Genomic DNA, 24366 nt, shown 5'->3' on the forward strand with positions numbered 1-24366 from the left:
GGGCGCTAGCCCTGCTGCCGCAGGAAGGGCGTGAGGTCCTCCAGTACCTGTGGATCCTCGATCGTCGACGGCACGGGCACGTTCTCCTGGCCGTCGGCGATCTGCCGCATGGTCTTGCGCAGGATCTTGCCCGAGCGCGTCTTGGGTAGGCCCTGGACCACGGTGCAGTCGCGGAACGTGGCGACGGCGCCGATCTCGTCGCGGACCATCGTCACCAGTTCGGACCGCAGTTCGTCCGGGTCGCGGACCTCGCCGACCTTGAGCACCACGTAACCGACGGGACGCTGGCCCTTGAGTTCGTCGCGCACGCCGATCACGGCAGCCTCGGCGACGGCCGGGTGCTTGGCGATCACGGCCTCCATCGAGCCGGTGGACAGGCGGTGGCCGGCGACGTTGATGACGTCGTCGGTCCGGCCCATGACGTAGACGTACCCGTCGTCGTCGATGTAACCGCCGTCGCCGGTCGAGTAGTAGCCGTCGAAGACGGACATGTAGGAGGAGACGAACCGCTCGTCGTCCTCCCACAGGCCGAGCAGGGTGCCGGGCGCCATGGGGAGTTTGATGGCGAGGTTGCCCTCGTCGCCGGCGGGCAGCTGGTTGCCCTCGCCGTCGAGCACGTGGAGCTCGTAGCCGGGCACGGGGACGGTGGGGGAGCCGGCCTTGATGGGCATGGGGTCCAGGCCGCGCAGGTTGGAGGCGATGGGCCAGCCGGTCTCGGTCTGCCACCAGTTGTCCACCACGGGCTTGCCGAGCTTGTCGGTGGCCCACTGGTACGTCTCGGGGTCGAGGCGCTCGCCGGCACAGAAGAGGGTGTGCATGGCCGACAGGTCGTACTTACCGATCTCCTCGCCGTTCGGGTCCTCCTTGCGGACCGCGCGGACGGCGGTGGGGGCGGTGAACAGGGCGACGGCCTTGTGCTCGGAGGCCACGCGCCAGAAAGCCCCGGCGTCGGGGGTGCCGACGGGCTTGCCCTCGTAGATGATCGACGTGGCGCCGACGAGCAGGGGTGCGTAGATGATGTACGAGTGGCCCACGACCCAGCCGACGTCGGAGGCCGACCACCACACGTCGCCCGGCTTGACGCCGTAGACGTTCCACATGGACCAGGTCAGGGCGACGGCGTGCCCGCCGTTGTCGCGGACCACGCCCTTGGGCATGCCCGTGGTGCCGGAGGTGTACAGGATGTACAGCGGGTCGTTGGCGTTCACCGTGACCGGCCCGGCGGGCTCGGCGGTGGCCACGGCGTCGTCCCAGTCGGTCCACGTGGTGCCGGGAGTCTCGGGGAAGACCTCGTCCGGGAACTGGTCGGCGCGCGCGGCCACGAGCACGGCGGAGGGCTTGTGCTCGGTGAGCTGGAGGGCCTTGGAGACCATGGGGAAGTAGGGGATCTTGCGGCTGGGCTCGATGCCGCCGGTGGCGGTGACGACGACCTTGGGCCGGGCGTCGTCGATCCGGATGGCGAGCTCGGGGGCGGCGAACCCGCCGAACACCACGGAATGCACGGCGCCGAGGCGGGCGCAGGCGAGCATGGCCACCGCGGCCCGCGGGATCATGGGCATGTAGATCACGACGCGGTCCCCCCTGCCCACACCCTCGGCGCGCAGCGCGCCGGCGAACGCCTCGACCTGCTCGAGGAGCTGGGAGTAGGTGACCGTCTCCTTGGTGCCGGTGACGGGGGAGTCGTAGATGTACGCCGCCTGGTCGCCGCGGCCGGCCTCGACGTGGCGGTCGATGCAGTTGTAGGAGGTGTTGAGCTCGCCGTCCGGGAACCACTTGTAGATCGGCGGCCGCGAGCCGTCGACCGCGGTGGTGGGTGTGGTGGTCCAGCTGACGCCCTTGGCGGCCTCGAGCCAGAAGGCGTCCGGGTCCTCGATCGACTGGCGGTGGGCGGTGGCGTAGTCCGACATGCGGTGGTGCCTTCCGTGCTCTTGTCCTGTGACGGGGTTCACTCTAATGGCAGGCCGAGATGCCGGTACCTGGACATCCGCTCGGCGTACCTCCGCTCGGGGGGAAGCCGCCGGACCTCGATCAACGCCGAGGCCACGGCGTCGGCCATGCGGTCGCAGAAGGCGTCCGGTTCGTCGGCCGCGTCGGGTCGCTCGGGGACCACCACGTCGACGATCCCGGCCTCGTAGAGGTCGCCCGAGGTGACGCCCTGCGTTCGCGAGACGTCCGCGGCGCGGGTGGTGTCGCGGTAGAGGATCGCGCTCGCCCCCTCCGGCGGGAGCGGGGCGAGCCAGCCGTGGCGGGCGCACAGGACGCGGTCGGCGGGCAGCATCGCCAGCGCCGCGCCCCCGGTGCCCTGGCCGAGGATCACCGAGACCGTGGGGGTGGGCAGCGTGACCAGGTCGGACAGGCTGCGGGCGATCTCGCCGGCGAGGCCGCCCTCCTCGGCCTCCCGGGACAGCGCGGCGCCCTGGGTGTCGATGAGCAGCACGAGCGGGACGCCGATCTCGGCGGCGATACGCATGCCGCGGCGGGCCGAGCGCAGCGCCGACGGTCCGAGGGGGCTGGTCTCGTGTTCGGCGTCGCGGTCCTGGGCCAGGACGACGGCCGACTGCCCGCGGAAGCGGGCGAGTGAGAGCAGGACCGAGCCGCTGTCCTCGCCCTGGCCGGTGCCGGACAGGCGGACCCGGTCGGTGGCCGTCCGGGAGAGGAAGGCGCGGGCGCCGGGGCGGTCGCGGCGGCGCGAGCGGGTGATGGCGTCCCACGCGTCGGGCGGCGCGGAGTCATCGGACTCCGGCTCGGGCACCGGCCCGTGGGGCGGTGTCGGCTCGCCCTCGGACGGCGGGTCCTGGCACAGCACCCGCAGGGCGCTGGCGGTGAGGTCGCGGACCCCGTCGGGCGGCAGGACGCCGTCGATCATCCCGCGCTCGGCGAGGTTCTCCGAGACCTGGACGCCCTCGGGGAACGGGGCGTCGTACAGGGCCTCGTAGACGCGGGGGCCGAGGAATCCGATGAGCGCACCCGGCTCGGCCACCGCGACGTGGCCGAGGGAGCCCCACGAGGCGAAGACGCCGCCGGTTGTGGGGTGCCGCAGGTAGACGAGGTACGGCAGGCCGGCGGCCTTGTGGCCGGCGACAGCCGCGGAGATCTTGACCATCTGCAGGAATGCGACCGTTCCCTCCTGCATGCGTGTGCCGCCGGAGGTGGGGGAGGCGAGGATCGGCAGGCGCTCGGCGGTGGCCCGCTCGATCGCCGAGACGATCCGCTCGGCGGCCGCGATGCCGATCGAGCCCGCGAGGAAGTCGAACTCGCACGCGATGAGCACCACGCGGCGCCCGTCGAGGGTGCCCTCGCCGGTGATCACGGACTCGTCCACGCCCGACTTCTCGGCCGCCCGCGCGAGGTCGTCGGCGTAGTCCGGGCTGGTCTCCACCTGGAGGGATCGGACGGGTTCGCCGTCCCACGACCGGAACGAACCGCCGTCGAGGACGAGGTCGAGGATCTGTCGAGCGCCGGTGCGTGCCATGCCGCGATCCTACGGCGGCGCTCCGGGGGCAGATGCGTAATCATATGCGCATGCGCTAATGTGTGGGCGGCGGGCCAGATCGGCCCAGTCCGACGAGAGGAGTCCGTCATGGCCGAGAACAAGCCCTGCGGGTGCGGCCCGGAGTGCACCTGCGGTCCCGAGTGCGCCTGCTGCAAGACAGGCCTGTGCGGCGAGCACCAGACCTGCGACGTGGAGTGCGACTGCCACCAGGCGGCCTGACGCCACGACCCGATCCGAACGGGGCGCCGACGGAGTGGTCGGCGCCCCGTCGCGTCGGGGGTAATGTCGGCGTCATGATCCAGACCCGTCGGGACGGCGCCGTCGCCGTCGTCACCATCGATCGGCACCCGACCCGCAACGCCCTCGACGCCGAGGTGTGCACCGCGCTACGCGAGGCGGTCGAGGCCGCCGGTGCCCTGGCCGAGTCCGAGGATCCGGTGCGCGCCATCGTCGTCACCGGGGCGGGGACCGCCTTCTGTGCGGGGGCGGATCTCTCGGGCGGTGTCTACAACACGGAGTTCTCTGGCGCCCATGCCGCGATGCTCCGGACCATCGAGTCCGTGCCCGTTCCCGTCGTCGCCGCCGTCAACGGCCCCGCCGTGGGGGCCGGAGTACAGCTCGCCCTGGCCGCGGACCTACGCGTGGTGGCGCCCGGCGCGGTCTTTACCGTCCCCGTGGTCAAGGTGGGTCTGGCGCTGGACAACTGGACCATCAAGCGGCTGGCCAACGTCGTGGGCGGCGGGCACGCCCGCACGGTGCTCATGACCGCCCGCCCGGTGGGTGCGGAGGAGGCCGTGCGCATCGGCCTGGCCAACGAGATCGGCGACCTCGAGGCGGCGATGGAGCTGGCCGCCGAGGTCGCCGGCTTCGCCCCGCTCACGCTGCAGCACATCAAGACCGTCATCAACGACGACGACGCGCGCCTGCTGCCCCGCGACGAACACACCGCCCTCCAGCGGCGCGTCTGGCAGAGCGAGGACATGGCCGAGGCCCGCGCGGCGCGGGAGGAGAAGCGGCCGCCGGTCTTCCGCGGACGCTGACCCGGGCGGGGGCGTCCCACGGGGCGGCCGGCGAGGCCGACGGGTGCCACGACTTCCGGGTCGACACGGTGTCCTCGGCGGAGATGACGATGAGGCCCGCTGGCCGCGAAGCGCTGCCGGACGTGTGGGTGGCGGACTCGGCGCTCCGGCTCGCGGTCTTGTCGCAGGACGTCCGGATCCCCTTAGGGGCCGACCTCAACTCGCTGGCGTCGCCCCCGTCGTCATCGCCTCGCGCGACGCCGGGGTGGACATGGACACCCGGATCTCGGCACTCGCCGCCCCGAGCTGACGATGGGCGACCCCACGGTCTCCGATACCGCGGACGCCCCGATTCTCGCCGCCACCTCCGAGGGCTCGAGCCGCGACCGACATCCAGCAACGCGGCGGCGCCTGAGTCGCCGGCCCCGACCCCACCAATGGGGGTGGTGCCACCTCGGATTTTCCGGCGCCGGGGGAGTTTTCGGGATTGCCGGTCGAACGAGGACTGTGCTCCGTGTCACACTGCTTCGGTCGAAACCTGTGAGGCCCATCACTACTGACGGTCGCCTCGCCTGACCGAATTGGAGTACCCGTGTCCCAACCCGCCGATCCGCGGGACGGGGGTAGCGGCCGCCGCACCCCGACTCCCGATGAGTTCCTCGCGATGCAGGCGAGTCCGGAGTTCCAGGACCTGCGCCGGACGTTCCGCAAGTGGGTCTTCCCGCTCACCGTCGCGTTCCTGGCCTGGTACCTGCTGTACGTCCTGCTCGCGATCTACGCCAAGGACTTCATGTCGATCAAGCTGCTCGGCAACATCAACGTCGGCCTGGTGATCGGCCTCCTGCAGTTCGTCACCACCTTCGGGATCACCGCGGCGTACATCCGGTTCGCCAACCGCGAGCTCGACCCCCGCGCGGAGAAGATCCGCACCGCGCTGGAAGGCGGGACCGTCCGATGATCACCACTTCGCACGCGCTCAACGACCTGAACCCGGGCGACGAGGTCGGCAGCACGACGCTCAACATGATCGTGTTCGGCGTCTTCATCGTCGTCACCATGGCCCTGGTCCTCCGGGCCAGCAAGTCCACCAAGACCGCCGCTGACTTCTACACCGGCGGCGCGAGCTTCACCGGCCCCCAGAACGGCTTCGCCATCGCCGGCGACTACCTCTCGGCCGCGTCCTTCCTCGGCATCGCCGGCGCGATCGCCATGCAGGGCTACGACGGCTTCCTCTACTCGATCGGCTTTCTGGTCGCCTGGCTGGTGGCGCTGCTCTTGGTGGCGGAGACCCTCCGGAACACCGGCCGGTTCACCATGGCCGACGTGCTGAGCTTCCGCCTGCGGCAGCGGCCCGTACGCATGGCCGCCGCGCTCTCCACGCTCACGGTGTGCCTGTTCTACCTCATCGCCCAGATGGCCGGCGCGGGCGGACTGGTCTCGCTCCTGCTCAACATCCAGAACGCCACTGGGCAGGCGATCGTCGTGGCCGTGGTGGGCCTCATCATGATTGTCTACGTGCTCGTGGGTGGCATGAAGGGCACCACGTACGTGCAGATGGTCAAGGCCGTGCTGCTCGTCGGCGGCGTCGCCATGATGTGTGTCTGGGTGCTGATCCTGGTCAAGTTCAACTTCTCCGACCTGCTCGCGCAGGCTGTCGCGGCCTCACCGGACGGCGAGAAGATCCTCAACCCGGGCTTACGCTACGGCGGCACGGTCACCAAGGAGCTGGACTTCATCTCCCTCGGGATCGCCCTGGTCCTGGGTACCGCGGGCCTGCCGCACGTGCTCATGCGCTTCTACACGGTCCCCACGGCCAAGGAGGCCCGCCGCTCCGTCACCTGGGCCATCGGTCTCATCGGTGCCTTCTACCTGTTCACGCTGGTCCTCGGGTACGCCGCGGCAGCGATGGTCGGGCCCGACGTCATCGACGCCGCCCCCGGCAAGTCCAACGCCGCGGCCCCGCTGCTGGCCTTCGCCCTCGGCGGCGAGATCTTCCTCGGCGTGATCTCCGCGGTCGCGTTCGCCACGATCCTCGCGGTGGTCGCCGGCCTGGCCATCACCGCGTCGGCTTCGCTGGCGCACGACATCTACGACGGCGTGATCAAGCACGGGAAGGCCACCGAGGCCGCCAAGCTCCGGGTCTCGCGGGTCACCGTGATCGTCATCGGTATCGCCGCGATCGCCCTGGGCATCGGTGCCATGAACCAGAACATCGCGTTCCTCGTGGCCCTGGCCTTCGCCGTGGCGGCGTCGGCCAACCTGCCGACGATCCTGTACTCGCTGTTCTGGAAGAAGTTCAACACGACAGGCGCACTGTTCTCGATCTACGGCGGGCTCATCTCCTGCCTGCTGCTCATCACCTTCTCTCCCGCGGTATCGGGCAGCGCCACGGCGATGCTCGGCGAGAATGTGGATTTCGCGATCTACCCGCTGTCCAACCCCGGGATCGTCTCGATCCCGCTCGCCTTCCTCCTGGGCTTCGTGGGCACCCACGTGGGCGCCCGAAAGAAGGAGGACCCGGGTAAGGCGGCCGAGATGGAGGTCCGCTCGCTCACCGGCGTTGGCGTGGAGAAGGCCGTCTCGCACTGACGCCTCTCGCGCCCACCCCGGCCGGCCCGCCGCACCGCTCCCGGTGCGGCGGGCCGTGTCGTCGGTGGGGCCGACGACCGTGAGCGGCTACCCTCGGGGGCCACGACCCGGAAGACGGAGGCGACTCGGATGTATCCCGGACAGGACGACCAGACGCGACGCATGGGCCGGCCCGGCCAGGACTACGGCTACGACGACCGGCAGTACCAGGGCGGCGGATACGCCGACGGGGGTTACGCCGACGGAGGTGCGGCCGTGGACGGGCCCGGCCGCGGCGGTCCGAAGCTGGACATGACGCGGTTCGTCGGCAGCGTGGTGGCCACGGCCGTCGTCGCGGCCCTGGCGGGCGGCCTCGGCGCGTGGATCGTCGACGCACTCTTCGCCCGCTTCGGGCACACCTGGGCCAACGGCGGCAACACACCCACGATGTACGCGATCTACGGCGCGGTCGCCGCGCTCGTGGCGGGCCTGCTGTGGTTCCTCCTGCACGTGGGGACGCCCAACCCGAGCGGCTTCTTCGGCTGGATCATCGGGCTGACGATCGTCGCCGCGGTCGCGTTGCCCCTGCTCATCACGCCCAGCCTGCTCGACGGGTTGGCCGCCGCGGTGGTCAACCTCGTCATCGGCCTGCCGATCTACGCGCTCACCGGCACGTTCGCGCGGACTTGGCGCACGTAGGTCGTGCGACGTCGTGACCCGCAGCCGGGCTCGTGCGGTGCCCCCGAGAGGAATCGAACCTCCGACACCGGCTTTAGGAGAGCCGTGCTCTATCCACTGAGCTACGAGGGCGGGAACCGGGGGAGAGTTTAACCGATGAGTCACAGCGACGAAGGGGCCCGATCCGCCGCACGGCGCGTGCTGTACGACCTCGTGGCCGCGCGCAGGGACGTCCGTGCGGAGTTCTCCGGTGAGCCGGTGGGCGCGGACGCCCTGCACCGTGTCCTTGCCGCCGGCCACGCGGCACCGAGCGTGGGCAACACCATGCCGTGGGACTTCGTGGTGGTCCGCGACCCCGCCCGACTGCGGGCGTTCGCCGAGCACGTCGCCGGATGCCGCGCTGACTTCGCGGCCGCGCTCCCCCCAGAGCGGGCCGAGACGTTCCGGACCATCCGGGTCGAGGGGATCCGGGAGTCGGGCACCGGAATCGTGGTGACCTACGACCCCGCCCGCGGCGGACGACACGTGCTGGGACGCCGCACCGTCGACGACACCGGCCTGTTCTCTGCCGTCCTGGCCATCCAGAACATGTGGCTCGCCGCCACGGCCGAAGGGTTGGGGATGGGCTGGGTGTCGTTTTATGAAGAGGAGTTCCTGGCTCGCTTCGTCGGCGCGGCCCCGCCGGTCAGGCCGATCGCCTGGCTGTGCCTGGGTCCGGTGACCGCGCTGCAGGAGGTGCCCGACCTCGTCCGCCACGGGTGGCGTGAGCGTCGGCCGCTCGCTGACGCGGTCCACGCCGAAGTCCTGGGCGGCGAGTTGGAGCAGGACCCCGCGGGCCGGTAGTGTTGTCCGTCGGCGTCCCCGCCACCCCGAGGTGGGGCGGTGGACCGCCTCGCACGGGTCACCACCGGCCGCCGTGTGAGGGGGAGGGCGCCCGCCTGGCCGGCAGCCCACGAGACAATAGAGGTATCGCCTGTGTCCACGTACAACCCCAAGCCCGGGGACGTGACGCGCGCCTGGTACGTCATCGACGCCACCGACGTGGTGCTCGGTCGACTCGCCGTCCAGGCCGCCAATCTCCTCCGCGGCAAGCACAAGCCGCAGTTCGCTCCCAACGCCGACACCGGCGACTTCGTCATCATCGTCAACGCCGACAAGGTCGCGATCTCGTCGAACAAGCGTGACCGCGTGGTCTTCCACCGCCACACGGGTCACCCGGGCGGCCTCAAGACCCAGACGCTCGGCAAGGCCATGGACACGCGTCCCGAGCGCGTCGTGGAGAAGGCGGTCAAGGGCATGCTCCCGACCAACAAGCTCGGCCGCGCCGTCGCCTCCAAGCTCAAGGTGTACGCGGGCCCCGATCACCCGCACGCCGCCCAGCAGCCCGTGCCCTTCGAGATCAAGCAGGTGGCCCAGTGACCGACGAGAACATCACCCCCGAGGCCCAGGTCGCCGACGACACGGTGGCGGAGCTCGCCGCCGAGGTCGCCGAGGACTACAGCGAGGCCGACTACGCCGGCGGCACCGAGTTCGTCGCCGACGCCGACGCGCAGTTCGCCCCGGCAGTCCCCTCCGGCCCGGCGCAGGCCGTGGGCCGCCGCAAGGAGGCCGTCGTCCGCGTCCGTCTGGTGCCCGGCTCCGGCCAGTTCACACTCAACGGCCGCACCCTCGAGGACTACTTCCCGAACAAGGTGCACCAGCAGCTCGTCAAGTCGCCGCTGGTGACCGTCGAGCGCGAGGAGCAGTTCGACATCGTGGCGCTGCTCCACGGTGGCGGACCCTCGGGCCAGGCGGGCGCGATGCGTCTCGCCCTCGCCCGGGCGCTCACCGTGTACGCCCCGGACGACCGCTCGGCCCTGAAGAAGGCCGGGTTCCTCACCCGGGACGCCCGCGCCGTCGAGCGCAAGAAGGCCGGCCTCAAGAAGGCCCGCAAGGCCCCGCAGTACTCGAAGCGCTGATCCACGCGTCCGGATCACCAGGGCAGGCCCCGCTCCGGCGGGTGCCTGCCCTGGCGCGTTCGTGAGGGTCCCCCCGTCCGCCGGTGGTACCGTGCGCATGCCGTGCGGCCGAGCCGCCCACCCCCTTCCAGGAGCTTTCTTCACCATGACCCGACTCTTCGGCACCGACGGCGTGCGCGGGCTCGCCAACCGGACCCTCACGGCGGACCTGGCCGTCCGCCTCGGCGCGGCGGCGGCCGCGGTCCTCGCGACGGACGGGGCCTCCCCGGGGGCGGCGGGGTCGGAGCGGCCTCTGGCCGTGGTGGGCCGCGACCCTCGCGTGTCGGGGGAGATGCTCGAGGCGGCGCTCGCCGCGGGGCTGGCCAGTCAGGGCGTCGACGTCCTGCTGGTGGGCGAGCTGCCCACGCCGGCCGTCGCGCACCTCACCGCGCAGCACGGCGCCGCGCTGGGTGCGGTCATCTCGGCCTCCCACAACCCGATGCCGGACAACGGAATCAAGTTCTTCACCGCCGGCGGGCACAAGCTCGACGACGAGGTGGAGGACCGCATCGAGGCGGCGCTCGGCGACGGGCCCGTCACCGGACCCACCGGCTCGGCGATCGGTCGCATCACGCAGGCCACCCCCGAGGAGTCCCTGGAGGGCTACGTCGCCCACCTGCTCGCCTCGACCCCGAACCGGCTCGACGGGCTCACCGTGGTCGTGGACTGCGCCAACGGCGCCGCCAGCCAGGCCGCGCCCCGCGCCTACCGGGCGGCGGGCGCCACGGTGATCGACATCCACTCCACGCCCGACGGCTACAACATCAACGACGACTGTGGTTCGACCCACCTCGACGACGTCCGCGCCGCCGTGCGCGAGCACGGTGCCGACCTGGGTCTGGCCCACGACGGCGACGCCGACCGGTGCCTCGCCGTGGACGCCTCCGGGGAGGTGGTCGACGGCGACCAGATCATGGCGATCCTCGCGCTGGCGATGCGCGACGCGGGCGAGCTGGCCGGCGACACGCTCGTGGCCACGGTCATGAGCAACCTCGGGCTCAAGGTGGCCATGCAGGCCGCGGGGATCGAGGTCACCGAGACCAAGGTGGGCGACCGCTACGTGCTCGAACGCCTCCGCGAGGGTGGTTTCAGCCTGGGCGGCGAGCAGTCCGGCCACCTGGTGCTGCCGGCACACGCGACGACCGGCGACGGTGTGCTCACCGGCCTGCGGATCATGTCCCGGATGGCCGAGACCGGCTCGACGCTCGCCCAGCTCGCGGGCGTGATGACGGTACTGCCGCAGGTGCTGGTCAACGTGCCCGTCGGCGACAAGGCGGCGGTAGCCGCGTCGGAGTCCGTCTCCGACGCCGTGGCCGCCGAGGTGGCCGGGCTCGGGTCGGGCGGACGGGTGCTGCTGCGGCCGTCGGGAACCGAGCAGCTGGTCCGCGTCATGGTCGAGGCCGAGGACGCCGACCTCGCCCGGGCCGTGGCCGACCGGCTGGCCGAGGTCGTGGCCGCGGTCTGAGCCGGTTGCGCCGGGGGCGCCGGGACCTGGGCTGCCGGGACCGGGCCCATGCGTTCACGACGCTCTGACGTTTCGCTCACTCGCTCACGTGGATTCGCGTCGCACCGGTCCAGCTGCCGTCACACGAGCAACAGAGAGCCCACTCGTCGCGTGGGTCGGGGCCACCCGGTGTCGCCGGGCAGGGCGTCGGCGCTCCGCGGGTCGGCGGGTGAGCGAATCTGGCTGTGGGGGCTGTGCGAAACGGACTGGCTGAACTGATTCGCGCAGTCTGTTCGGGGTGATTCGCTCACTTCGGGTGGTCAGCGCGGGGTGCGAGCGCCGGCGACGCGGTGGAACCTCCAGAGAGAGGGAGCGTCCGGGTGTGCGAGTGAGCGAATCACCGGAGCATCCGCCGGCAGTCGCGGCCGGCCGGGGCGGGGAGGCCGCCCCGGGAGGGCTCAGCCGCCGGTGAAGGACTTGACGAACCTCAACAGCGGCGGCGCGTCGGCCAGCAGGTCGTCCTCCTCCGCCTCGAGCATCTCGTAGGTCACCGCGGTGGAGTTCTTGATCTTCTCCTCCGGGTCGGCGAACGCCGAGTAGGTGTCGTCCCCGGCCAGGGTCGCCAGCAGGTAGCCGGCGAGCAGCGGCCGCACGGTGCGGTGCGTCCGCTTGTCCGGGTCCGCGAGCCCGATCCCGTCCAGCAGCGGATTGCGCTCCACGAATCCGCGCTCGATCGCGTTCTCCAGCCGCCGGTGGACGAGGGGGCCCCGCCACGCCAGGTGGAGCGACCGCGCGTCCTCGGTCTGGACGCCACCCGAGGCCGACAGGATCAGTGCGGAGGAGTCGCAGTAGACGGCGCCGTCCGCCGCGGACGGGACGGTGTCCTTGGGGAAGATCATGGCCACCGCGTCGATGTCCGTGCGCTGGGAGGCCAGCAGCGCGGCCACCCCGCCGCCGAGCCCGTGCCCGGCCACCGCGATGCGTCGCGGATCGGCGCGCACGGAGCCGCGGCCCAGGCGCGCCACGAGGACGTCCTCGATCGCGGCCGACAGGTGGTCGGCGAAGTGCTGGTGGTGGGGCCGCCCCGAGGTGTCCGTGTCGGGCGCGACCACCACGAAGCCCCACGAGGCGAGGTGTTTGAGCGTGTCGACGTAGTGCCGGGGCCCCTTGGTCCAGTCGTGGGCGAACGCCACCAGGGGCGCGGGGGAGTCCACGCCGCGGGGGACGAACACGGTGCCCGGGGTTCCGGTGAACCCGAGATCTCCCGTGTCGACCCCGTGGGGGCCGCGGCGGCTCAGCGTGTCGAGGAGATTCTTGGTCTTGGTGGCCACGGTTGCCACAGTATCGCCTCGCCGCGCCGGACGGTGCCGGGGCGGGCCGACCCGCGCGACTACACTGGCGCGCATGTGCGGAATCGTCGGATACGTGGGTCATCAGGCCGCTCTGCCGGTCGTCGTGGAGGCCCTGCGCCGGATGGAGTACCGCGGGTACGACTCCTCCGGGGTGGCGGTGCTCGACGGCGCCGGGGCGACCCGGGTGGAGAAGAAGGAGGGCAAGCTCGCCAACCTCGAGGCCGCTCTCGACGCCGCCGGCCGCGACTCCTTCGCCGGCACCACCGGCATCGGCCACACGCGCTGGGCCACCCACGGTCGCCCCAGCGACCGCAACGCCCACCCGCACGTGTCGGGCGAGGTCGCGATCGTCCACAACGGCATCATCGAGAACTTCGCGCCCCTGCGGCACGAGCTGGAGGCCGCCGGCGTCGACCTCGTCTCGGACACGGATTCGGAGGTGGCCGCCCATCTGCTCGCGCGCGCGATGGACGACGGCCCCACCGCCGGCGACTTCGTGGCCTCCTGCCGCGCTGTCCTGAATCGCCTCGAGGGCGCCTTCACGCTGGTGTTCAGCCACGCCGACCACCCCGACACGCTGGTCGCGGCCCGCCGCTCCACCCCGCTCGTCCTGGGCGTGGGGGAGGACGAGATGTTCCTCGGCTCCGACGTGGCCGCCTTCATCGACCACACCCGCGACGCCGTGGAGCTGGGGCAGGACACGGTGGTGGTGATGCGGGCCGACGGCTACGAGATCACCGACTTCGCCGGTGAGCCCGCCGAGGGCCGCCCCTTCCGCATCGACTGGGACCTCGAGGCCGCCGAGAAGGGCGGTTACGACTACTTCATGCTCAAGGAGATCTCCGAACAGCCCGACGCTGTCGCCGACACCCTCCTCGGGCACTTCCGGGACGGCCGGATCGTGCTCGACGAGCAGCGGATCTCCGACCAGGAGCTGCGCGACGTGGACAAGGTCTTCATCGTGGCCTGCGGCAGCGCCTACCACTCGGGGCTCGTGGCCAAGTACGCGATCGAACACTGGACGCGGCTGCCCTGCGAGGTCGAGATCGCGTCGGAATTCCGGTACCGGGACCCGGTGCTCGACCGGTCCACCCTCGTCGTCGCCATCTCCCAGTCCGGAGAAACCGCGGACACCCTCGAGGCCGTCCGCCACGCCAAGTCGCAGAAGGCCCGGGTCCTGGCCGTGTGCAACACCAACGGCTCGCAGATCCCCCGGGAGTCCGACGCGGTGCTCTACACCCACGCCGGCCCCGAGATCGGAGTGGCCTCCACCAAGGCCTACCTCGCCCAGATCACCGCCAACTACCTCGTGGGACTGGCACTGGCGCAGGCTCGCGGCACCAAGTACCCCGACGAGGTGGCCTCGGAGTTCCGGCAGCTCGAGAAGATGCCCGAGCTCATCCAGCGTGTCGTGGACTCGCTCGAGCCGGTCCGGGCGATCGCGCGCGAGCTCGCCGACTCCAAGTCGGTGCTGTTCCTCGGCCGCCACGTGGGCTACCCGACGGCGCTGGAGGGCGCGCTCAAGCTCAAGGAGCTCGCCTACATGCACGCCGAGGGCTTCCCGGCGGGTGAGCTCAAGCACGGGCCCATCGCGCTCATCGAGGACGGCCTGCCCGTCTTCGTGGTGATGCCGCCCATCGAGGGCCGCGGCGTCCTGCACTCCAAGCTCGTGAGCAACATCCAGGAGATCAAGGCCCGCGGGGCGCGGACCATCGTGATCGCCGAGGAGGGTGACGACGTGGTGCGGCCCCTGTCCGACTACTTCATCCCCATCCCCACCTCGACCACGCTCCTCCAGCCGCTGCTGGCCACCATCCCGTACCAGGCGTTCGCCGCCGAGGTGGCCGCCGCCCGCGGTTACGACGTGGACAAGCCGCGGAACCTGGCCAAGTCGGTCACCGTGGAGTGAGACCCCACGGTCGCGGTGGGCCAGCGTCCGCGCCGAACCGACGTCGATCCCCCCCCCCCCCCAGGAGCGCGAGTGAACCCGTCCCAGCAGCCGGAGCAGTACCCCGGGCCGCAGTACGGACAATCCCGGTACGGCTGGTCGCCCGGCCACGACGACCAGCCGGCGCGGCCCGCCATGACGATGCGCGGGTGACACCGTGAGGCGAGCCCACCCCGTCGAGGAGATCCGCGCGGCCGAGAGGCCGCTGCTCGACGCGGCCTCGGCCGCCGGTGACCCGGACGCGGTGATGCGCCGCGCGTCCGCGGGGGTCGCGCACCACACCGCGGCGCTGCTGCGGGAGCGCACCGGCGGCGTGGCCGGCCGCACGGTCCTGCTCGTGGTGGGCTCGGGGGACAACGGCGGAGACGCCCTGTACGCCGGGGCGATGCTGCGCGGCCGCGGCTGCCGCGTCGAGGCGGTGCTGCTCGCCCCCGACCACGCCCACGCGCGGGGCCTCGCGGCGCTGCGCCGGGCCGGCGGCACGGTCGTCGAGCGGCCCGACGCGCCGTCGGGCGGGCGGTCCCGCGGGCCCGGCCGCACGCCGGACGCGGTGATCGACGGCGTGGTGGGTCTCGGCGGGACCGGTCCGCTGCGTGAACCGGCGGCGACGCTCGTCGCGGAGCTGGCCGCCGCGGGCGCGCCGTTCGTCGCCGTGGATCTGCCCAGCGGCGTCGACGCCGACACGGGCACCGTCCACCCGGCGCACGTGCCGGCGGACGTCACCGTCACCTTCGGGGCCCTGCGCCGCGCCCACCTGCTCGCCGGCCCCGCGTGCGGCCGGGTCGAGGTCGTCGACATCGGCCTGCCCGGCCTCCCCGCGGGGCCCGGCACGCTCGCCGCGCCCCACGACGCCGAGGTCGGCCGCGACTGGCCGGTGCCGGGGCCCGACGACGACAAGTACAGCCAGGGCGTCGTGGCGATCCGCGCCGGGTCCGAGCGCTACCCGGGCGCGGCGGTCCTGTGCACCTCGGCGGCCGTCGCCGCGACCTCCGGCATGGTGCGCTACGTCGGCTCGGGCACCGCCGCCGTGGTGGCCGCCCGCCCCGAGGTGGTGTGCCACCCCACGGTGGACGGGGCCGGGACCGCGCAGTCCTGGGTCGTGGGCCCGGGCGCGGGGACCGACGCCGCCGCGGTGGCCGACGTCGACCGGATCCTCGCCGCGGGCCTGCCGACCGTGCTCGACGCCGACGCTCTGACCTGCGTGGCCGAGCACCCCGCACTGCTGCGCGCCGCCACCGGCCCCGTCCTGCTCACCCCCCACGCCGGGGAGTTCGACCGGCTCACCGGCGGGTGGGACCGAGCCGACCGGGCCGGCGCGCTACGCCGGTACACGGCGGGGCTGCGCGAGCGCGGGGTGGACGCCACGGTCCTGCTCAAGGGGCGGGTCACCCTGGTCGACGACGGCGAAGCGGCGTGGGCCGTCGATGCCGGTTCCTCGTGGGCCGCCACGGCCGGCTCCGGCGACGTGCTGTCCGGGGTGGCCGGCGCGCTGCTCGCCCACGGGCTCGGTCGCGACGGCGCGCCGTCGTGGCCCGCGGTCCTCGCCGTCGTCGCCCATTCCCGCGCCGCCCGGGACGCCGCGCTCCGGGCGGGCCCGCCGGGCGCCCCGATCGGCGCGTCGGACCTGCTCGCGGCGCTTCCGGGCGCGATCTCGCGACTCCGCGGGTCGGCGAATACCTCCCGGTGAGGCGGGCTGGCAGAATAGACAAAATGACCGCCAGTGTCCCCCCGGCGCCGTGCCGCGCCGTCGTCGACCTCGACGCGATCGAGGCGAACACGCGCGTCCTCGTCGCCTCCGCGGCCGGCGCCCGCGTCATGGCCGTCGTCAAGGCCGACGGTTACGGCCACGGCGCCGTCCCCGTCTCCCTGGCCGCCCTGCGCGGCGGCGCCGACGCCCTCGGCGTGACCACCGTCGCCGAGGCGCTCGCACTGCGCTCGGCGGGCATCGACGCCGAGATCCTCGCCTGGTTCTACTCGGTCCGCGACGACGTCCGGGTGGCCCTCGAAGCCGACGTCGACCTCGCGATCCCCAGCCCCGGCCACCTCGAGCCGGTCCTCGACGCCGCGCGGCGGACCGGCCGCCGTGCCCGCGTCACCCCCAAGATCGACACCGGGCTCGCCCGCTCCGGCATCACCCTGGACGACTGGCCGGCGCTGCTCGACCGGCTCGTGGAGGCCTCGGAGGCCGGACTCGTCGAGGTCACCGGCCTCATGGCGCACTTCGCGCACGCCGACGACCCCGGCAACCCCGTCATCGACGAGCAGGTGGCGCGCTTGCACGAGTGCGTCCGCGAGGCCCGCGCCCGCGGCCTCGAGTGCCCGGTCAACCACCACGCCAACTCGGCCGCCACCCTCACCCGGCCCGGGGACGGTTTCGAGATGGTGCGGCCCGGCATCGCCCTCTACGGTCTGTGCCCGATCCCCGACGACGGCTACGGTCTCGTGCCCGCCATGACGTTCTCCGCCGAGGTGCTCATGGTCAAGAAGCTCGCCGCCGGACAGGGCGTGAGCTACGGCCACACCTGGCACGCGCCGCGCGACACCACCGTGGCGCTTGTCGCGGCCGGGTACGCCGACGGCGTGTGGCGGCTGCTGTCCGGGAGGCTCGACGTGGAGATCGGCGGCCGCCGGTACCCCAACGTGGGGCGCGTGTGCATGGACCAGTTCGTCGTGGACCTGGACCCCGACGGCACCGGGCAGGCGGACCCGCCGGTCCGGGCGGGGGATACCGCGGTGCTCTTCGGCACGGGCGCCGACGGCGGCCCCACCGCCACCGAGTGGGCGGAGACGCTCGGGACGATCCACTACGAGGTCGTCACCGCCGTGCGGGGACGGGCGGCCCGCCAGCACGTCCGCGCGGGACGCCAGGGAGGTGCGCGATGAGCGAGGAGAAAGACCGCGACGACGAGCGCACGGCCGGGGACACGTCCGGCGGTCGCCGGTCGTGGCGCCGGAGGATCGCCGACGTCGGCCGCCCCGAGATCCGGTGGCCGCGCCGCCCCTCCCGCGCCTCTGCGGAGGAGCCGATCGAGGTCCGCGAGCACGAGGTCGCCGGTGGCCGGCCCGGGGACGCCGAGGCCGTCGCCGACCAGATCCGCACCCCGGGTGGCCTCCGCGCCGGCCTCAGCTCGTTGGGCGCGGCCACGATCGGCTCCATGGGCACGCTCCTGCCCGGCCGCCGGGCCAACGACCCGTGGGCGGGCGAGGACATGTGGGAGCTCGGCGTGGACCGCGGCTCGATGGTGGCCGCCACCGACGGCGTGCCGATCGCCGTCCGCGAGGCCGGGCCCATTGATGCCCCGATGACCGTCGTCTTTGCCCACGGCTACACCCTGTCCATGGACTCGTGGCACTTCCAGCGGCGCCACCTGGCCGACCGCTTCGGCAGCGAGATCCGCATGGTGTTCTACGACCAGCGCGGCCACGGGCTCAGCGGCAAGAGCTCGCGCGAGCACTCGACCATCGCGCAGCTCGCCGCCGACCTCAACAGCGTCATCGAGTCCACCGCGCCCACCGGCCCCATCGTGGCGATCGGCCACTCGATGGGCGGCATGACCGTCATGGGCTACGCCTCGCGCCACGAGGCCATGGTCCGCGAGCGGGTCCTCGGCGTGGGCCTGGTCTCCACCGCCAAGGCCGAACTCTCCGAGGCGGGCCTCGGCGCCGTCCTCGAGAGCCGCGCCGTGGCGTCGATGGTGGGCCTGGCCGGGCGCACCCCCGGCGTGTTCACCGGCGGCCGCAAGGCGCTCGGCGCGATCATCTCGCCGTTCATCTACGGCGGCTCGTTCGGCGACCCCGCCACGATGAGCCCCACCGTCGCGCGGTTCGTCGACAAGCTCATCGCCTCGACGGACGTGCTCACCATCGCCAACTTCTTCGACACCCTCACCCGCCACGACGAGTCGGCAGCGATGCCGGTCCTGAGGGACGTCCGCACCACCGTTCTGTGTGGCGACCGCGACCTGCTCACCCCACTCGACCGGTCGGTGGACATCGCCGAAGAGCTGCCCGACGCCGAGCTCGTCGTGGTCCCCGGCGCCGGCCACATGGTGATGCTCGAGGAGCCCGCGCACGTCTCGGAGGTCCTCGGCGACCTCATCGCGGACGCGATCGTCGAGTGGCGCCGCCGCTCCCGCCGCCCGACCACGCGCTCCACGGCGTCGTGACGGTCGAGGTCCCCGGGTCGCGGGAGCTGCCCACGGTCGACGACACCCGCGCGCTCGGCGCCGAGCTCGCGGGCCTGCTCCGCGCCGGCGACGTGGTGGTGCTCGACGGTCCGCTGGGCGCCGGCAAGACCGCGTTGACCACGGGGATCGCCGCCGGCCTCGGCGTCCGCGGCCGCGTGACCTCGCCGACGTTCGTCCTCGCTCGCCGGCATGCGCCGGCCGAGCCCGGCGGCCCCGGCCTGGTCCACGTGGACGCCTACCGTCTCCTCGGCGGCGAGGACCCCGACGCCGCCCCGCCCTCGCCCACGGCCCTGGCGGACCAGCTCGAATCCCTCGACCTGGACACCGCGCTCGACGACGACGTGGTGGTCGTCGAATGGGGAACCGGCTTCGTGGAATCGCTCGTCGACGCCCCTCTGGTGGTGCGCCTGCGTCGCGGCGCCGACACCGACGTCCGCCGGGCCGACTGGCACCGGGCGGGGTGAGGTGCGGCTCCCCGGCGACGGTTCGGGATGCCCGGTGGAGCAGCGGTAACCTGACGGTCGTGCTGGTCCTCGCCGTCGACACCTCCACTCCCGCCGTCACCGCTGGGGTGTGCCGCGTCGCGTCCGGCGACGCGGGACCGGTGATCGAGGTGATCGCCGCACGGGTCACGATTGATGCCCGCGCGCACGCCGAACTGCTCACCCCGCACGTCCTGGACTGCCTCGCCGACTCCGGCCACGCGCCCGCAGACCTCGACGCGGTGGTGGTGGGCGTCGGTCCCGGCCCGTTCACCGGACTGCGTGTGGGGATGGCGACGGCGGCGGCGTTCGCCGACGCGATCGGCGCGCCCGTGCACGGGGTCTGTTCGCTCGACGCGCTGGCCGCCCGCGCCCGCGCAGCCGGGGCGGACGGCGAGCTCGTCGTCGTCACCGACGCCCGTCGCCGCGAGGCCTACCACGCGCGCTACGCTGCCGACGGCACCCGCGTCGCCGGGCCTGCCGTGGGCCCCGCGGCCGCGATCGACACCGCCGGCGCCGCCGTGGCGGGCGACCCCACTCGCCTCGCCGAGCTCTCCGACGCGCCCCCGGCCGTCGCCGACGTGGCAGCCCCCGACCCGGCCGGGCTCGTGGCAGCGGCGGCGCACGCCCTGCTCGCAGGCGCCGCGCCCGCCCCGCTCGAGCCCCTTTACCTGCGACGACCCGACGCCGTTGCGCCCCGGCCCGTCGAACCCTCGGCCGCCCTGCGCGGGGTGCGGTAATGACGGACGCGGTGACGCTCGACGCGCTGACCCCCGACGACGCGATGCGGTGCGCCGACCTCGAACGCGTGCTCTTCCCCGGCGACGGGCCGTGGCCGGCCGCGGCGTTCCTCTCCGAGATCGGCTCCCGGCACACCACCTGCCTCGCGGCGCGCGCGTGCGGCGCGCTCGTCGGCTACGCGGTGCTCGCCGCGCTCGGGCCGGACGGCGACCGCGAGTTCGAGGTCCACACCATCGGCGTCGACCCCGCTCACCAGGGACGGGGCATCGGGCGGGCGCTGCTGGAGCGCATGCTCGCCGTGGCCGACGCCGAGCGCGCGCCGGTGGTGCTCGACGTGCGCACCGACAACACCCCGGCCCGCACCCTGTACGAGGCGCACGGCTTCGAGGTGGTGGGCCTGCGCCTCCGCTACTACCGACCGAGCATGGCCGACGCCCACCTCATGGTGCGGCCGGCGCGGGCCGGCACCGACGGAGAGGAGGCCGCCTCGTGAGGACTGTCATGGGGATCGAGAGTTCCTGCGACGAGACGGGGGTCGCCGTCGCGCGGGTCCACGACGACGGCCGGGCCGAGCTGCTCGCCGACGTGGTGGCCTCGTCGATGTCCGAACACGCCCGCTTCGGCGGCGTGGTCCCCGAGATCGCCTCCCGCGCGCACCTCGAGGCGCTCGTGCCGACCGTGCGAGCGGCACTCGCCGAGGCCGGCGTGGACCGACCCGACGCGGTGGCCACGACGATCGGCCCCGGCTTGTCGGGCGCCCTGCTCGTGGGGTCCTCGGCGGCCAAGGCCTACGCCGCGGCGTGGGGCGTGCCGTTCTTCGCGGTCAACCACCTCGTCGGCCACGTCGCCGTCGCTGGGTTCGACGGCGAGCCGCTCGGTGAGTGCGTGGCCCTGCTCGTCTCCGGTGGGCACACCCAGCTGCTCCACGTGCGCTCGCTCACCGAGCCGGTGGTCGAGCTCGGTTCCACCGTCGACGACGCCGCGGGGGAGGCCTACGACAAGGTGGCGAGGCTGCTCGGGCTGGGCTACCCGGGCGGGCCCGTGGTGGACCGGATCGCGGCGGACGGCGACCCCACTGCGATCGCCTTCCCGCGCGGCATGACCGGGCCGCGCGACGCCCGCCACGACTTCTCCTTCTCCGGGCTCAAGACCGCGGTCGCCCGGCGCATCGAGGCCGCCGAGCGCGACGGTGAGACCATCGCCGTGGCCGACGTCGCCGCCTCGTTCCAGGAGGCCGTGGCCGACGTGCTCACCATGAAGGCCGTGCGTGCGTGCACCGATCTCGGCGTGGGCACTCTGCTCGTCGGCGGCGGCGTGGCGGCCAACTCGCGGCTGCGCGCCCTGGCCGCCGAGCGCTGCGCGGCCGCCGGCCTGGAGCTGCGCGTGCCGCGGCCGCGGCTGTGTACCGACAACGGCGCGATGGTCGTCGGCGTGGCGGCCGCGCTGCTCGCCGCCGGGGGCCCCCCGAGCGCGCTGACCGTGGCCGCCGATCCCGGTCTACCCGTGGAGGTCACGCAGGTCGTGTGACGGCCGGCGGGTGGCGCAGGCTCCGTCACGGGCTGTGCTTCTGGCTGGTGCCGACGTCGTTGCAGCAGAGCGCCGAGGGATCAGAAGCCGAGGACGGCGAGCCCGAAGCCGGTGAACAGCAGCATGCCGCCCACGAGCAGAGCGGAGAGCGCCAGCCAGACGTAGCCCACGACGAGTGCGGTGATCGCGAGTCCGCGGCCGGACTCGCGGGGGCCGGACCGCCGGAGCCGGGCCAGCGCGATGTGCCCCAACACGACGGCCACCACGGCGAACACCGCGGGCAGGGCGGGGAGGAACAGTCCGAGGAACGAGCCGAAGACCACGTTGCCCACCGCCACGACCACCGCCGCCACCGCGGTCGCGTTGACGGGGGCCACGGCGCCGGGGCCGAGATCTCCGGAATGCGGGGACATGGGTGGTGACTCCTCCCGGGGGGCGACGGGACGTTCCGTGCCGATGCTACGCGCGGGGTCGGACATCGAGTCGGGTCTCGTCCGCTCGCGCGCGTTGGGCACGGCATGCACCCGGCACACTTGAGTGCTGGCACTCGCGCGTATAGAGTGCCAGGAGGCACGGACCCGGCCGCGTCACCCGCGACGACGCACACCCGGGGCCCCGCCCCCGAACACACCACCTACACACGGAGGATCCATCGTGGCGATCAAGCCGCTTGAGGACAAGATTCTCGTCGAGGCCAACGCTGCCGAGACCACCACGGCGTCCGGCCTCGTCATCCCGGACACCGCCAAGGAGAAGCCCCAGGAGGGCACCGTCGTCGCGGTCGGCGAGGGCCGCTTCGACGAGGACGGCGACCGCATCCCCATGGACATCAAGGAGGGTGACAAGGTCATCTACTCCAAGTACGGCGGCACCGAGATCAAGTACGAGGGCAAGGAGTACCTGATCCTCTCCTCGCGCGACGTCCTCGCGATCATCGACTGACGTGACGTCCCCCGCCGCCCCGGCGGCCCCGCGCTCGCCGCAGGGCCACCGGGGCGGCGGTGTCTGACCGCGTCCGACCGCGCGAGCGGTCCCCCAACTTCCCACCGACCAGGAGTTCCACCACATGTCCAAGTTGATCGCGTTCGACGAGGAGGCCCGCAGGGCCATGCTCGCCGGCGTCGACGAGCTCGCCTACACCGTCAAGGTCACCCTCGGCCCCAAGGGGCGGCACGTCGTGCTGGCCAAGGCCTTCGGCGGCCCCACCGTCACCAACGACGGCGTCTCCATCGCCCGTGAGATCGAGCTGGCCGAGCCGTTCGCCAACCTCGGCGCCCAGCTCGTCAAGAGCGTCGCCACCAAGACCAACGACGTCGCCGGCGACGGCACCACCACCGCCACCGTGCTCGCCCAGGCGCTCATCCGCGAGGGCCTGCGCAACGTGGCCGCCGGCACAAACCCCATGGGGATGGGCAAGGGTATCGAGAAGGCCGCGGCCGCCGTGTCCGAGTTCCTCGACTCCGCCGCCACCCCGGTCAGCGGCTCCGAGGCCGTCGCCCAGGTCGCCACCGTCTCCTCGCGCGACCCCGAGATCGGCCGCATGGTCGCCGAGGCGATGGACGCCGTCGGCGCCAACGGCGTGGTCTCCGTCGAGGAGTCGCAGGGCCTGCACACCGAGGTCTCCGTCACCGAGGGCATCGCCTTCGACAAGGGCTACCTCTCGCCCTACTTCGTCACCGACCCCGACGAGCAGAAGGCCATCTACGAGGACTGCCTCGTGCTGCTCCACCGCGAGAAGATCAGCTCGCTGCCGGACCTGCTGCCGCTGCTGGAGAAGGTCGCCGAGACCGGTAAGCCGCTGCTCATCATCGCCGAGGACGTCGACGGCGAGGCGCTCTCGACGCTCGTGGTGAACTCCATCCGCAAGACCGTCAAGGTCGTCGCGATCAAGGCGCCGTACTTCGGCGACCGCCGCAAGGCCTTCCAGGAGGACCTGGCGATCGTCACCAAGGGGCAGGTCGTGAGTCCCGACCTGGGGATGAAGCTCTCCGAGTGCGGCCTCGAGGTGCTGGGGCACGCCCGGCGCGTCACCGTGTCCAAGGACGAGACGATCATCGTGGACGGTGACGGCGAGCAGGCCGACGTCGACGCCCGCGTGGCGCAGCTGCGCCGTGAGGCCGAGGCCACCGACTCCGACTGGGACCGCGAGAAGCTCGAGGAGCGTATCGCCAAGCTCGCCGGTGGCGTCGCCGTGATCCGTGTGGGCGCCGCCACCGAGACCGAGCTCACCGAGCGCAAGCTGCGCGTCGAGGACGCCGTCAACTCGGCCAAGGCCGCGGTGGAGGAGGGCGTCATCGCCGGCGGCGGCTCCGTGCTCGTCCAGGCCGCGGCGTCTCTCGCGCGACTCGCCGCCGACACCGCCGACCACGACGAGGCGGTGGGCGTGGGGGTGGTCCGCAAGGCCCTCGCCGCGCCGCTGTTCTGGATCGCCGCCAACGCCGGCGAGGACGGCTCCGTGGTCGTGAGCAAGGTGGCCGACCTCGGCCCGCGCGACGGCTTCGACGCCGCGACGGGGGAGTACGGCGACCTCGTGTCCGCGGGCGTCATCGACCCGGTCAAGGTGACCCGGTCGGCCGTGGTCAACGCGTGTTCCGTCGCGCGGATGGTGCTCACCACCGAGACAGCCGTCGTCGAGAAGCCGGAGGAGAAGCCCGCCGACGCCCACGCCGGTCACGCGCACTGAGCGTCGCCACCACTCCGGACCCCGGACCCCGCCACGACGCGGGGCCGGGGTCCGGTGCGTGACGGGCCGGGACCCCCGATGAGACCGACCACGCCGCGGTCAGGGGCTACCCTGGGCAGGCGGACCACACCGTCCGACCCATGTGTCACGCTTGTCACCTGCCGTCACTGGGCCGTGACCCCCGGATGGCGTGGTGGTGGCATCGAGAAGTCCAGCGTCGAGCGCGATCACAGAAAGGCCGTGCCCC

23 protein-coding genes and 1 tRNA gene are annotated in these 24366 nt (G+C 72.9%); 19 read left to right on the forward strand and 5 right to left on the reverse strand.

The features are described from left to right. Nucleotides 1-5: 5 nt before the first annotated feature. Both ACH0BZ_RS13620 and ACH0BZ_RS13625 read right to left on the reverse strand, forming a co-directional pair. Nucleotides 6-1907 (reverse strand): acetate--CoA ligase, encoded by a 1902-nt coding sequence (locus tag ACH0BZ_RS13620; RefSeq protein WP_406899091.1) that lies wholly within the window; start codon nt 1905-1907, stop codon nt 6-8. Between the two features lie 38 nt (nt 1908-1945). Next, the gene (locus tag ACH0BZ_RS13625) at nt 1946-3472 is read right to left on the reverse strand and encodes a carboxyl transferase domain-containing protein (protein WP_406899093.1); all 1527 of its coding nucleotides are present in this window, start codon (nt 3470-3472) and stop codon (nt 1946-1948) included. Nucleotides 3473-3580: 108 nt separating this feature from the next. Between ACH0BZ_RS13625 and ACH0BZ_RS13630 the strand changes: the two genes are divergently transcribed. The 5 genes from ACH0BZ_RS13630 (at nt 3581) to ACH0BZ_RS13650 (ending at nt 7779) form a co-directional block, all read left to right on the forward strand. Then, a complete protein-coding gene (locus ACH0BZ_RS13630; protein WP_406899094.1) occupies nt 3581-3712 on the forward strand; it encodes a hypothetical protein in 132 nt (43 codons plus the stop codon). Nucleotides 3713-3786: 74 nt separating this feature from the next. Then, nucleotides 3787-4533: an enoyl-CoA hydratase gene (locus tag ACH0BZ_RS13635; RefSeq protein WP_406899095.1), complete on the forward strand. Its 747-nt coding sequence runs from the start codon at nt 3787-3789 to the stop codon at nt 4531-4533. Between the two features lie 571 nt (nt 4534-5104). Next, on the forward strand, nt 5105-5470 hold the full coding sequence (locus ACH0BZ_RS13640; protein ID WP_406899096.1) for a DUF485 domain-containing protein: 366 nt from the start codon (nt 5105-5107) through the stop codon (nt 5468-5470). Then, nucleotides 5467-7101 (forward strand): cation acetate symporter, encoded by a 1635-nt coding sequence (locus ACH0BZ_RS13645; protein WP_406899097.1) that lies wholly within the window; start codon nt 5467-5469, stop codon nt 7099-7101. Before ACH0BZ_RS13640 ends, ACH0BZ_RS13645 begins: the two co-directional genes overlap by 4 nt. 129 nt (nt 7102-7230) lie before the next feature. Further along, the gene (locus tag ACH0BZ_RS13650) at nt 7231-7779 is read left to right on the forward strand and encodes a hypothetical protein (protein ID WP_406899098.1); all 549 of its coding nucleotides are present in this window, start codon (nt 7231-7233) and stop codon (nt 7777-7779) included. Between the two features lie 38 nt (nt 7780-7817). Here the strand turns inward: ACH0BZ_RS13650 and ACH0BZ_RS13655 are convergent. After that, nucleotides 7818-7890, reverse strand: a tRNA-Arg gene (locus tag ACH0BZ_RS13655). Between the two features lie 24 nt (nt 7891-7914). Here ACH0BZ_RS13655 and bluB point away from each other — a divergent pair. From bluB to glmM, 4 genes are all read left to right on the forward strand, one after another. Then, nucleotides 7915-8601, forward strand: coding sequence for a 5,6-dimethylbenzimidazole synthase (gene bluB, locus ACH0BZ_RS13660; protein ID WP_406899099.1), 687 nt, complete (start codon nt 7915-7917; stop codon nt 8599-8601). A gap of 132 nt (nt 8602-8733) precedes the next feature. Next, nucleotides 8734-9177 (forward strand): 50S ribosomal protein L13, encoded by a 444-nt coding sequence (gene rplM / locus ACH0BZ_RS13665; protein WP_406899101.1) that lies wholly within the window; start codon nt 8734-8736, stop codon nt 9175-9177. Then, complete coding sequence (gene rpsI, locus ACH0BZ_RS13670; protein ID WP_406899102.1) at nt 9174-9716, forward strand: 30S ribosomal protein S9; 543 nt, start codon at nt 9174-9176, stop codon at nt 9714-9716. The genes rplM and rpsI overlap by 4 nt, the downstream gene beginning before the upstream one ends. Before the next feature lie 145 nt (nt 9717-9861). Next, nucleotides 9862-11220, forward strand: a complete 1359-nt coding sequence (gene glmM, locus ACH0BZ_RS13675; RefSeq protein WP_406899103.1) for a phosphoglucosamine mutase — start codon at nt 9862-9864, stop codon at nt 11218-11220. A gap of 437 nt (nt 11221-11657) precedes the next feature. Here the strand turns inward: glmM and ACH0BZ_RS13680 are convergent, their stop codons facing one another. Next, on the reverse strand, nt 11658-12530 hold the full coding sequence (locus tag ACH0BZ_RS13680) for a dienelactone hydrolase family protein (protein WP_406899104.1): 873 nt from the start codon (nt 12528-12530) through the stop codon (nt 11658-11660). A 73-nt stretch (nt 12531-12603) separates the two neighbouring features. Here ACH0BZ_RS13680 and glmS point away from each other — a divergent pair, with 73 nt between their 5' ends. The 8 genes from glmS (at nt 12604) to tsaD (ending at nt 21436) form a co-directional block, all read left to right on the forward strand. After that, nucleotides 12604-14460, forward strand: a complete 1857-nt coding sequence (gene glmS / locus ACH0BZ_RS13685; protein ID WP_406899105.1) for a glutamine--fructose-6-phosphate transaminase (isomerizing) — start codon at nt 12604-12606, stop codon at nt 14458-14460. A 196-nt stretch (nt 14461-14656) separates the two neighbouring features. Further along, the gene (locus tag ACH0BZ_RS13690) at nt 14657-16186 is read left to right on the forward strand and encodes a bifunctional ADP-dependent NAD(P)H-hydrate dehydratase/NAD(P)H-hydrate epimerase (RefSeq protein ID WP_406899106.1); all 1530 of its coding nucleotides are present in this window, start codon (nt 14657-14659) and stop codon (nt 16184-16186) included. 23 nt (nt 16187-16209) lie between these two features. Then, nucleotides 16210-17382, forward strand: coding sequence for an alanine racemase (gene alr, locus ACH0BZ_RS13695; RefSeq protein WP_406899108.1), 1173 nt, complete (start codon nt 16210-16212; stop codon nt 17380-17382). After that, nucleotides 17379-18665, forward strand: coding sequence for an alpha/beta fold hydrolase (locus tag ACH0BZ_RS13700; protein ID WP_406899110.1), 1287 nt, complete (start codon nt 17379-17381; stop codon nt 18663-18665). Before alr ends, ACH0BZ_RS13700 begins: the two co-directional genes overlap by 4 nt. Further along, a complete protein-coding gene (locus ACH0BZ_RS13705; protein WP_406899112.1) occupies nt 18617-19150 on the forward strand; it encodes a tRNA (adenosine(37)-N6)-threonylcarbamoyltransferase complex ATPase subunit type 1 TsaE in 534 nt (177 codons plus the stop codon). The genes ACH0BZ_RS13700 and ACH0BZ_RS13705 overlap by 49 nt, the downstream gene beginning before the upstream one ends. A 59-nt stretch (nt 19151-19209) precedes the next feature. Next, nucleotides 19210-19908 (forward strand): tRNA (adenosine(37)-N6)-threonylcarbamoyltransferase complex dimerization subunit type 1 TsaB, encoded by a 699-nt coding sequence (tsaB, locus tag ACH0BZ_RS13710; protein WP_406899113.1) that lies wholly within the window; start codon nt 19210-19212, stop codon nt 19906-19908. Next, nucleotides 19908-20402 (forward strand): ribosomal protein S18-alanine N-acetyltransferase, encoded by a 495-nt coding sequence (rimI, locus tag ACH0BZ_RS13715; protein ID WP_406899114.1) that lies wholly within the window; start codon nt 19908-19910, stop codon nt 20400-20402. Before tsaB ends, rimI begins: the two co-directional genes overlap by 1 nt. A gap of 8 nt (nt 20403-20410) precedes the next feature. Then, nucleotides 20411-21436: a tRNA (adenosine(37)-N6)-threonylcarbamoyltransferase complex transferase subunit TsaD gene (gene tsaD, locus ACH0BZ_RS13720; RefSeq protein WP_406899134.1), complete on the forward strand. Its 1026-nt coding sequence runs from the start codon at nt 20411-20413 to the stop codon at nt 21434-21436. A gap of 80 nt (nt 21437-21516) precedes the next feature. On the opposite strand, the gene ACH0BZ_RS13725 is transcribed toward tsaD, so the two are convergent. After that, nucleotides 21517-21849 (reverse strand): DUF4190 domain-containing protein, encoded by a 333-nt coding sequence (locus ACH0BZ_RS13725; protein ID WP_406899115.1) that lies wholly within the window; start codon nt 21847-21849, stop codon nt 21517-21519. Between the two features lie 241 nt (nt 21850-22090). Between ACH0BZ_RS13725 and groES the strand changes: the two genes are divergently transcribed. Continuing rightward, nucleotides 22091-22378 carry a co-chaperone GroES gene (groES, locus tag ACH0BZ_RS13730; RefSeq protein ID WP_406899116.1) on the forward strand — a complete coding sequence of 96 codons (288 nt, stop codon included), beginning with the start codon at nt 22091-22093 and terminating at the stop codon, nt 22376-22378. Between the two features lie 124 nt (nt 22379-22502). Further along, nucleotides 22503-24119 carry a chaperonin GroEL gene (gene groL, locus ACH0BZ_RS13735; protein WP_406899117.1) on the forward strand — a complete coding sequence of 539 codons (1617 nt, stop codon included), beginning with the start codon at nt 22503-22505 and terminating at the stop codon, nt 24117-24119. The last annotated feature ends 247 nt before the right edge of the window (nt 24120-24366 follow it).

Origin of the sequence: Dietzia sp. 179-F 9C3 NHS, assembly GCF_045369825.1 — a bacterium.
Classification (GTDB): domain Bacteria; phylum Actinomycetota; class Actinomycetes; order Mycobacteriales; family Mycobacteriaceae; genus Dietzia.

What these genes read in the sequence shown, in the direction of transcription:
- ACH0BZ_RS13700 (WP_406899110.1), top strand. Translation starts at nt 17,379, where the DNA reads ATGAGCGAGGAGAAAGACCGCGACGACGAGCGCACGGCCGGGGACACG.
- alr (WP_406899108.1), top strand. Translation starts at nt 16,210, where the DNA reads ATGACCGCCAGTGTCCCCCCGGCGCCGTGCCGCGCCGTCGTCGACCTC.
- ACH0BZ_RS13635 (WP_406899095.1), top strand. Translation starts at nt 3,787, where the DNA reads ATGATCCAGACCCGTCGGGACGGCGCCGTCGCCGTCGTCACCATCGAT.
- ACH0BZ_RS13630 (WP_406899094.1), top strand. Translation starts at nt 3,581, where the DNA reads ATGGCCGAGAACAAGCCCTGCGGGTGCGGCCCGGAGTGCACCTGCGGT.
- ACH0BZ_RS13645 (WP_406899097.1), top strand. Translation starts at nt 5,467, where the DNA reads ATGATCACCACTTCGCACGCGCTCAACGACCTGAACCCGGGCGACGAG.
- rimI (WP_406899114.1), top strand. Translation starts at nt 19,908, where the DNA reads ATGACGGACGCGGTGACGCTCGACGCGCTGACCCCCGACGACGCGATG.
- ACH0BZ_RS13725 (WP_406899115.1), bottom strand. Translation starts at nt 21,849, where the DNA reads ATGTCCCCGCATTCCGGAGATCTCGGCCCCGGCGCCGTGGCCCCCGTC.
- ACH0BZ_RS13650 (WP_406899098.1), top strand. Translation starts at nt 7,231, where the DNA reads ATGTATCCCGGACAGGACGACCAGACGCGACGCATGGGCCGGCCCGGC.
- tsaD (WP_406899134.1), top strand. Translation starts at nt 20,411, where the DNA reads ATGGGGATCGAGAGTTCCTGCGACGAGACGGGGGTCGCCGTCGCGCGG.
- glmM (WP_406899103.1), top strand. Translation starts at nt 9,862, where the DNA reads ATGACCCGACTCTTCGGCACCGACGGCGTGCGCGGGCTCGCCAACCGG.
- groL (WP_406899117.1), top strand. Translation starts at nt 22,503, where the DNA reads ATGTCCAAGTTGATCGCGTTCGACGAGGAGGCCCGCAGGGCCATGCTC.
- ACH0BZ_RS13625 (WP_406899093.1), bottom strand. Translation starts at nt 3,472, where the DNA reads ATGGCACGCACCGGCGCTCGACAGATCCTCGACCTCGTCCTCGACGGC.
- ACH0BZ_RS13620 (WP_406899091.1), bottom strand. Translation starts at nt 1,907, where the DNA reads ATGTCGGACTACGCCACCGCCCACCGCCAGTCGATCGAGGACCCGGAC.
- bluB (WP_406899099.1), top strand. Translation starts at nt 7,915, where the DNA reads ATGAGTCACAGCGACGAAGGGGCCCGATCCGCCGCACGGCGCGTGCTG.
- glmS (WP_406899105.1), top strand. Translation starts at nt 12,604, where the DNA reads ATGTGCGGAATCGTCGGATACGTGGGTCATCAGGCCGCTCTGCCGGTC.